Source organism: Actinomadura latina NBRC 106108 (assembly GCF_001552195.1).
Lineage (GTDB): Bacteria > Actinomycetota > Actinomycetes > Streptosporangiales > Streptosporangiaceae > Spirillospora > Spirillospora latina.
Window position 1 is genome coordinate 38,927 of sequence record NZ_BCQS01000048.1, and the last position, 7,920, is coordinate 46,846.

At 73.1% G+C, this 7,920-nt stretch carries 8 protein-coding genes; 4 read left to right on the forward strand and 4 right to left on the reverse strand.

What is annotated here, in order from left to right; genetic code table 11:
• Nucleotides 1-25 precede the first annotated feature (25 nt).
• Nucleotides 26-1,249 (reverse strand): CaiB/BaiF CoA transferase family protein, encoded by a 1,224-nt coding sequence (locus tag AL2_RS35250; protein WP_067641550.1) that lies wholly within the window; start codon nucleotides 1,247-1,249, stop codon nucleotides 26-28.
• Complete coding sequence (locus tag AL2_RS35255; protein WP_067641553.1) at nucleotides 1,250-1,966, reverse strand: GntR family transcriptional regulator; 717 nt, start codon at nucleotides 1,964-1,966, stop codon at nucleotides 1,250-1,252.
• A 114-nt stretch (nucleotides 1,967-2,080) separates the two neighbouring features.
• On the opposite strand from AL2_RS35255, the gene AL2_RS35260 reads away from it, so the two are divergent.
• Nucleotides 2,081-2,971 (forward strand): hydroxymethylglutaryl-CoA lyase, encoded by an 891-nt coding sequence (locus AL2_RS35260; protein ID WP_067641555.1) that lies wholly within the window; start codon nucleotides 2,081-2,083, stop codon nucleotides 2,969-2,971.
• A gap of 4 nt (nucleotides 2,972-2,975) precedes the next feature.
• Here the strand turns inward: AL2_RS35260 and AL2_RS35265 are convergent, their stop codons facing one another.
• Together AL2_RS35265 and AL2_RS35270 are read right to left on the reverse strand one after the other, a co-directional pair.
• On the reverse strand, nucleotides 2,976-3,401 hold the full coding sequence (locus AL2_RS35265) for a VOC family protein (RefSeq protein WP_067641557.1): 426 nt from the start codon (nucleotides 3,399-3,401) through the stop codon (nucleotides 2,976-2,978).
• Nucleotides 3,402-3,404: 3 nt separating this feature from the next.
• The gene (locus AL2_RS35270; RefSeq protein ID WP_067641559.1) at nucleotides 3,405-3,857 is read right to left on the reverse strand and encodes an ATP-binding protein; all 453 of its coding nucleotides are present in this window, start codon (nucleotides 3,855-3,857) and stop codon (nucleotides 3,405-3,407) included.
• Between the two features lie 261 nt (nucleotides 3,858-4,118).
• Here AL2_RS35270 and AL2_RS35275 point away from each other — a divergent pair, with 261 nt between their 5' ends.
• From AL2_RS35275 to AL2_RS35285, 3 genes are all read left to right on the forward strand, one after another.
• Nucleotides 4,119-5,474: a WS/DGAT/MGAT family O-acyltransferase gene (locus AL2_RS35275; RefSeq protein WP_067641560.1), complete on the forward strand. Its 1,356-nt coding sequence runs from the start codon at nucleotides 4,119-4,121 to the stop codon at nucleotides 5,472-5,474.
• A gap of 144 nt (nucleotides 5,475-5,618) precedes the next feature.
• A complete protein-coding gene (locus AL2_RS35280) occupies nucleotides 5,619-6,728 on the forward strand; it encodes a class I tRNA ligase family protein (RefSeq protein WP_067641562.1) in 1,110 nt (369 codons plus the stop codon).
• Between the two features lie 179 nt (nucleotides 6,729-6,907).
• Nucleotides 6,908-7,920 (forward strand): zinc-dependent alcohol dehydrogenase family protein (locus AL2_RS35285; protein ID WP_067641572.1); only part of this gene is annotated, 1,013 nt, incomplete at its 3' end.

Genomic DNA, 7,920 nt, shown 5'->3' on the forward strand with positions numbered 1-7,920 from the left:
GGCCTCCCGATGCCGTGCTCGTCTCTCAGATGGCTCCGCGCTCGGCCAGCGCGGCGATCTCGTCTTCTCGCAGGTCCAGGAGGCCGCCGTACACCTCCCGGTTGTGCTCGCCGAGCGCCGGGCCGGGGTGCCGCACCGACCCGGGCGTCTCGCTGAGCCTGGGGAACGCGTTGTGCATCGGGAGCTCGCCGAAGTCGGGGTGGGCGAGCCGCACGATCGCCTCGCGGGCGGCGAAGTGCGGGTCGTCGAACATGTCCTTGGCGGTGTAGATGCGTCCTGCGGGGACGCCGCCCTCGTGGAGGGCCTCCAGGAGGGCCTCGGTGCCGAGCGTCGCCGACCAGGCGGAGATCAGCTCGTCCAGCTCCTCCATGTTGCGGCCCCGGTCGGCGTGGCCGGCGAAGCGCGGGTCGTCGGCCAGCTCGGGGCGGCCCATCGTCTTGGCGAGCCGCCCGAACACGGTGTCCTGGTTGGCGGCGATCAGGATCATCTCGCCGGACGCGGTCGGGTACACGTTGCTGGGCGACACGTTCGGCAGCACCGAACCGGTGCGTTCGCGCTGGTAGCCGGCCACGGCCCATTCGGGCAGCAGCGACTCCATCATCGCCAGCACCGCCTCGTAGATCGCCGAGTCGACGACCTGGCCCCGGCCGGTGTTGCTCCGGTGGTGGACGGCGGCGAGCGCGCCGATCGTCGCGAACACCGCGGCGAGCGAGTCCCCGAGCGAGATCCCGGCGCGCGACGGCGCGTTCCCCGGGTCGCCGGTCACGTACCGGATGCCGCCCATCGCCTCGCCGATCGACCCGTATCCGGCGCGCGGCGCGTACGGGCCGCTCTGCCCGAACCCGGACACGCGGACGAGGATCAGCCCCGGATTCGACTCGCGGAGGGTTTCGAAGTCCAGCCCCCAGCGCTCCAGCGTCCCGGGACGGAAGTTCTCCACGACGATGTCGGCCCGGCCGATGATCCGCCGCGCCAGGTCCTGCCCCTCGGCCGTGCGCAGGTTGCACGTCACCGACTTCTTGTTGCGCGCGACGACCGGCCACCACAGGGACTTGCCGTGCGGCTTCTCCCGTCCCCACTGGCGCATCGGGTCGCCGGCGCCCGGCGACTCCAGCTTGATCACCTCGGCGCCGAAGTCGCCGAGCAGCTGGCCGCAGAACGGGCCGGCCAGCAGCTGCCCCATCTCCACCACGCGCAGGTCGGCGAGCGGTCCCCGGACGTCCTGCGTGGCGCCGTCGTGCGTTGACATCTAGTGGATCCTCGTTTCGGAGTCGTCGTCGCCGGGCCGGCCGTCATCGCCGGGCCGGTCGCCGGTGCCGGCGGGCCGCTCGGCGGCGCGCAGCAGCACCGCCTTCGCGGCGAGCACGTGCGCCCGCATCACCGACTCGGCCCAGGTGCCGTCGGCCGCCCGCAGCGCGGCGACCAGCTCCCGGTGGTGAGCGGAGCTGCGGGCCAGGTCGTCCGGCGCGTAGCGGTGGAAGGTGCGCATGACCAGCGGGAGCTGCACCACGGCGTTGAGCATCGACACCAGCCGGGCGCTGGCCGCCGCGGCGCGGACGATGCCGTGGAACTCGGCGTTCAGCTCGGCGACCCGGTCCAGGTCCTGGCCGGCACCCGCGGCGGCGGAACGTTCCATGTGGTCGCACAGCTCGGCCATGCGGGCCGTGTCCGCCGCCCCGATCCGGGTGGCGGCGCGGCGGGCCGCGGCGCCCTCCAGCAGCATCCGCAGGTCGTAGATCTCCTCAAGGTCGTCCGGCGTCCAGTCCGGGACGCGGGCGCCGCGGTGCGGCAGGACCTCGACCAGCCCCTCGACCTCCAGCCGGCGCAGCGCCTCCCGGACCGGCGTCCGGCTGGAGCCGGTCTGCTCGGCCAGCTCGGCCTCGCCGAGCCGTGCCCCCGGCGGGTGGGCGCCGTCCAGGATGTCGGCGCGCAGCCGTGTGTACACACGGTCCACGGCACGGACCATCCGAACCTCCTTGGCGGTCGATTGCATGCAACATAAGCATTTTGGTCGCTTGACACAAGAGTTCGCCCTGACCGATTCTGCTTAGGTCCACAGATTGCATACAAGGGAAGGCCCATGGCGGACGTCGAACTGATCGAGGTCGGACCCCGGGACGGGCTGCAGAACGAGGCCGCGATCCTGCCCACCGCCGACAAGGTGCGGCTGATCGAGCGGAGCGTCGCCGCCGGGCTGCGGCGGATCGAGGCCGTCAGCTTCGTGAACCCGAAGCGCGTCCCGCAGATGGCGGACGCCGAGGCCGTGATGGAGCGCCTCCCTCGGCCCGAGGGGGTCCGCTACGCCGGACTCGTCCTCAACCGGCGCGGGCTCGACCGGGCGCTCGCCGCCGGCGTGGACGAGGTCAACGTCGTGGTCGTCGCCACCGACGAGTTCAGCCGCCGCAACCAGGGCTGCACGGTCGACGAAGGGGTGGCGAACTGGGCGCGGATCGCCGCCGACGCGCGCGCCGCCGGGCTCTTCCGCACCGTCACGATCGCCGCGTCCTTCGGCTGCCCGTTCGAGGGCGAGGTGCCGTCCGGGCGCGTCCTCGACCTGGTGCGGCGGGTGGCCGAGAGCGAGCCCGACGAGATCGCGCTGGCCGACACGATCGGCGTCGGCGTCCCCGCGCAGGTGCGCACGCTGCTGACCGGCGCGGCCGGGATCGCCCCGGGCGTCCCGCTGCGCTGCCACTTCCACAACACGCGCAACACCGGCTACGCCAACGCGCTCACCGCGATCGACCACGGGGTGAGCGCCCTGGACGCGAGCACCGGCGGCTTCGGCGGCTGCCCGTTCGCGCCCGCCGCGACCGGCAACATCGCCACCGAGGACCTGCTCTACTCGCTGGACCGCACGGGCGTCGCCACCGGCGTCCGGATGGCCCCCGTGACCGAGACGGCGGCGTGGCTGGGCGAGCGCCTCGACGGCCCGGTGCAGGCCCTGCTCGGCCGCGCCGGACCGTTCCCCTAGCGGGTCACCACTCCGGGTTCGAGCCGTCCCGCTGCAGGAACTCCAGCCGGTTGCCGAGGTTGTCGGACGCGTAGAAACGACGATGGCCCGGGAATTCGCCGTCCCAGGCCACCTCGACGCCGTGCTCGGCCAACCGCTCGGCCAGGCCGTCCAGGTCCTCGACCCGGATGCCGGGGTGCGCCTTGCGCGCCGGGCGGAAATCCCGCTCGACGCCCAGATGGATCTCCAGTCCGTCCGCGCGCACCCACAGCCCGCCCCGCGCCGCCAGGACCGGCGGCTTCACGATCTCCCGCATGCCGAGGGCGTCCACGTAGAAGGCCCGGCAGTCGTCCTCGCTGCCGGGCGGGATGGCGATCTGCACGTGGTGCAGCCCGAAGGCGAACGGCGATTCGTGGTCCGGCCCATACCCCTGCGCTGAAAGCTCGCTCATGGATCACATCATCGCGCGGGTGAAATACACGCGAACAGTGGTTCCGCCGGGACCTGTGTGAATTCGGACGAGATCGGCGAGTTTGTGAACCAGCAGCAGCCCCCGGCCGCCGATCGTGTCGGGCGGGACGGGACGCCGGCCGGCCAGCGGATCGGCGATGTGCCCCGCGTCGCTGACCTCGATGATCAGGTGGGTGGCGTCCTGCCAGAGGCACAGCACGCCGGCGCCGCCACCGTGCTCGACGGAGTTGGCGGTCAGCTCGCTGGCGACGAGCTCGGCGTCCTGGACCCGGTCCTCGCCGAGCCCGGCCGCGGCCGCGCCCTGCACGACCATCGCCCGCGCCACCTTCAGCGTGCCGGCGTTGAAGGGCAGCCGCCGCGGCGGCGCGGACTGCTCCACGACGGGCGGCGCACCCCGACCGGGGTGATCGCCGACGCGCTTTCCGCTGCCGGTCATGACCGTCCCTCCGACCGCACTCTCCGCACTGCGGCAATCATGAATGGTACCGACTGGGAGCGAACGGCACGGCCCGCCTCCCCCTTCGATCTTCCCTGGTCACCGCGACTTAGACGCGCCGCGATCGATCATGGCGCGCAAGGGCGCCTGACGGCCGCCCGCCCGCGGGACCTTCGTCCCGCCGCCCGAGGGCGAACGCCCGTGGGAGCGGCGGGCCGCGGCGAGGTTTCCTGAGAGGGAGACCTCACCCAGGGGGTGCGCATGCACCGGATGAACGCGCTCGACGCCGGGATGTTCTTCGCCGAGAACGACACGACGCCGCTGCAGATCGGGACCGTGACCGTGTTCGAGGGCCCGGCGCCGGAGTACCCGGAGCTGGTGCGGGAGATCTTCGCCCGGCTCCGGAACGCGCCGCGCTGCCGGCAGCGCGTCCGGACCGTCCCGTTCAACATCGCGCACCCCGTCTGGGTGGACGACCTGCACTTCAGCATGGAGGACCACGTCCGGCACACGGTCGTCCCGCCGCCCGGCGGCCCGGAGGAACTGCAGACGCTCGCGGGCCGGCTGCTCGCCCGGCCGCTGGACCTCACGCGGTCGCCCTGGGAGGTGTGGCTCGCCGAGGGCCTGCCGGACGGCCGGTGGGCGCTGATCTCCAAGGTGCACCACTGCATGGTGGACGGCATCTCCGGCATCGACCTGCTCGCCGCGCTGCTGGACACCGACCCCGACTGGACGCCCGCCGACCCGCACACGTGGACACCCGCCCCCGAACCGTCCGTGCGCACCGTCCTCCGCGACGGCGTGGTGGACGGGCTCAAGGGCTTCCGGCGGCAGGCGGCCCGGCTGTTCTATCCGGCGCTGCGCGACTCGATCACCACCGTGCGGGCCGTCCCCGCCTACGCGGGGCGGCTGATGGGGCCGGGGTCGTCCGAGCTGAACGGCCCGACCGTCCCGTCCCGCCGCTGGTCCCAGGCCTACGCCGGGATGGACGAGGTCAGCCGGATCCGGCGCGCCTTCGGCGGATCGGTCAACGACGTGGCGCTGGCCGCGGCGGCCTCGGGCTTCCGCGACCTGCTGGCCGCCCGCGGCACGCTCACCCCCGACTCGGTCGTGCGCGCGCTGGTGCCGGTCTCCGTCCGCTCCACCGGCGAGCGCGCCGACCTGTCGAACCGCGTGTCGGCACTGCTGTGCGACCTGCCCTGCGGAGAGGACGACCCGCTGCGCCGCCTGCAGCTCATCCGGGACCAGATGGACGGCGCGAAGAACAGCGGCCAGGTCGCCGGCGTCGACTCGCTCGTCAAGCTCGCCGGCGGCGCCCCCGGGCTACTCGCCGTGGCCGCGCACACCGCGCTGCGGCTGCGGCAGCCGCTGGTCCAGACGATCGTCACGAACGTCCCGGGCCCGCCGTTCCCGCTGTACTCGATGGGGCGGCGGATGCTGGAGATGGATCCCTACATCCCGATCGCCGTCGGCCTGCGCGTCTCGATCGGCGTCGTGTCCTACAACGGCGGCCTGTCGTTCGGCGTCACCGGCGACCACGAGGCCGTCCCCGACCTGGGTACGCTCTGCGCGGGCATCCGCGACGGCATCGACGAACTCCTCAAGGCCTCCGAGTAGACGCCCCGGAGGTCAGCACGGCTCGGCGACGCCGGGCGCGGGGACGGCCGGGACGAACGTCCCGGTTCCGTCTTTACCTCCCGCTTCGCACACTGGAAGAAGGACGGCCTTCGGGCTCCCGACCACCATGAGGACCGGTATCCCGTGAATCTCAACGCACCCGACCGCACCCTCCGGATCGGCGGCCGTCCGCTGCCGGTCGTCGGTCCCGCCCGCATGTACGTCTGCGGGATCACCCCGTACGACGCGACCCACCTCGGCCACGCCCGCACCTTCGTCTGGGCGGACGTCGCGGCCCGCGTCCTGCGGCACGCGGGCGGGGACGTGCGCGTCTGCCGCAACGTCACCGACGTCGACGACGTGCTGAACCAGGCCGCGCACCGCGCCGGGAGCCCCTACGACAGCTTCGCCGCCGTCCAGCGGTACCACTTCGAACGCGACCTCGACATCCTCGGCGTCCACGCCGTCGACCACCAGCCGCGTGCGCACAACCACGTCCGGGAGGTCATCGCACTCGCGCAGGGCCTCCTGACCTCCGGCCACGGCTACATCCACGACGGGACGGTGTACTTCCACGGCGCCGACGTCCCCCGCCTGCCCTCGGGCGAAGCCCACGCCCTCCTGGCCGAGTACGGGGACGAACCCGACGACCCGGGCAAGCAGCACCCGTTCGACATCGCGCTCTGGCGCCCGTCCCGCTCGGGCGAACCCGCCTGGCCCAGCCCCTGGGGCCCCGGCCGGCCCGGCTGGCACGCCGAGTGCGCGGCGATGGCCATGACGACCTTCGGCTCGTCCCTCGACCTGCACGCGGGCGGCACCGACCTGCGCTTCCCGCACCACGCCTACGAGTCCGCGATGGCCGAGGCGCTGACCGGCGTGCGCCCCTTCTCCCGGGCCTGGCTGCACGTCGGCATGGTCCGCCGGGACGGCGAGAAGATGGCCAAGTCCACGGGCAACCTCGTCCTGGTCTCCGACCTCGTCCCCGGCCACGCGCCCGCCGCCGTCCGGCTCATGCTGATCACCGCCCCCTGGCAGGACGATTGGGACTACACCCCCGACGTTCTCGACGCGGCCGCCGCCCGCCTCGACGGCCTCCACACCGCCGCCGGCCGCCCCTCCGATTCCGCCACCGCCGACGCGGCCGTGACCGAGGCGCTCCTCAACGACCTCGACGTCCCCACCGCCCTCGCCATCGCCGAACAGGAGGGCGGCCACACCGCCCGCCTGACCATGAAGGTGCTCGCCCTCACCTGAAGCCGCACCAGACGGCGAACGCGAACCTCCGGTCCCGTAGTTGAAGCCGGCAGGGGTGCCCTGCCGGTACACCTCCCGCCAGTGCCTTCCCGGCGGGCCGACCCGCCTCTTTCATGGGTAGTGGCCGCCCAGGGGGCCATGATCGAGGTACGTGGACGCGAATCAAGGAAGTGAAAGTCATGCGCGGTGTAGTGATGCACGCTCCCGGTGACGTGCGGGTGGAGGACCGCGAAGACCCGCGGATCATCGAGCCGACCGACGCGATCATCCGCGTCGAGGCTGCGTGCGTGTGCGGGTCGGACCTGTGGCCCTACCGCGGCGCGGACAAGGTCCATGACCGGCCGATGGGCCACGAGTACGTCGGCGTGGTCGAGGAGACCGGCGACCAGGTGCGGAACGTCGGCATCGGCGACTTCGTCGTCGGCTCCTTCTTCGCCTCCGACAACACCTGCGAGATCTGCCGCGCCGGGTACCAGTCCCGCTGCGTCCACGCCGAGCCCGTCGGCGCCATCGGCACGCAGGCGCAGTACGCCCGCATTCCGCTGGCCGACGGCACCCTGGTGGCCACCCCCGCCATGCCGGACGCCGACCTGGTCCCCGGCCTGCTGGCCGCCTCGGACGTGCTGGGCACCGGCTGGTTCGGCGCGGTGGCCGCCGAGGCCGGCCCGGGCCGGACCGTCGCGGTCGTCGGCGACGGCGCGGTCGGCCTGCTGGCGGTGCTGGCCGCCCGCCGGCTCGGCGCCGAGCGGATCACCATCTTCAGCCGGCACGCCGACCGGCAGAAACTCGCCCGCGAGTTCGGCGCCACCGACGTCATCACCGCCCGCGGCGACGAGGGCGTCGCCGAGATCAAGGAGCTGACCGGCGGGCTGGGCGCGCACTCGGTCATCGAGGCGGTCGGCACCCAGGAGTCGATGATGCAGGCCATCCGCTCCACCCGCCCCGGCGGCCACGTCGGCTACCTAGGCGTCTCCCACGACGTCCGGCTCCCCGGCGACGAACTGTTCTTCTCCGCGGTGCACCTGCACGGCGGCCCCGCCCCGGTACGCCGCTTCCTCCCCGACCTGATCGACCTGGTCTGGACCCGCCAGATAGACCCCGGCAAGGTCTTCGACCTCACCCTTCCCCTGGAAGAAGCCGCCGAGGCCTACAAGGCCATGGACGAACGCCGCGCCATCAAGCCCCTCCTACA

Excerpts from the sequence above, each read along its gene's own strand:
- AL2_RS35260 (WP_067641555.1), top strand. The coding sequence starts at position 2,081 with ATGGCGGACGTCGAACTGATCGAGGTCGGACCCCGGGACGGGCTGCAG.
- AL2_RS35275 (WP_067641560.1), top strand. The coding sequence starts at position 4,119 with ATGCACCGGATGAACGCGCTCGACGCCGGGATGTTCTTCGCCGAGAAC.
- AL2_RS35270 (WP_067641559.1), bottom strand. The coding sequence starts at position 3,857 with ATGACCGGCAGCGGAAAGCGCGTCGGCGATCACCCCGGTCGGGGTGCG.
- AL2_RS35250 (WP_067641550.1), bottom strand. The coding sequence starts at position 1,249 with ATGTCAACGCACGACGGCGCCACGCAGGACGTCCGGGGACCGCTCGCC.
- AL2_RS35265 (WP_067641557.1), bottom strand. The coding sequence starts at position 3,401 with ATGAGCGAGCTTTCAGCGCAGGGGTATGGGCCGGACCACGAATCGCCG.
- AL2_RS35255 (WP_067641553.1), bottom strand. The coding sequence starts at position 1,966 with ATGGTCCGTGCCGTGGACCGTGTGTACACACGGCTGCGCGCCGACATC.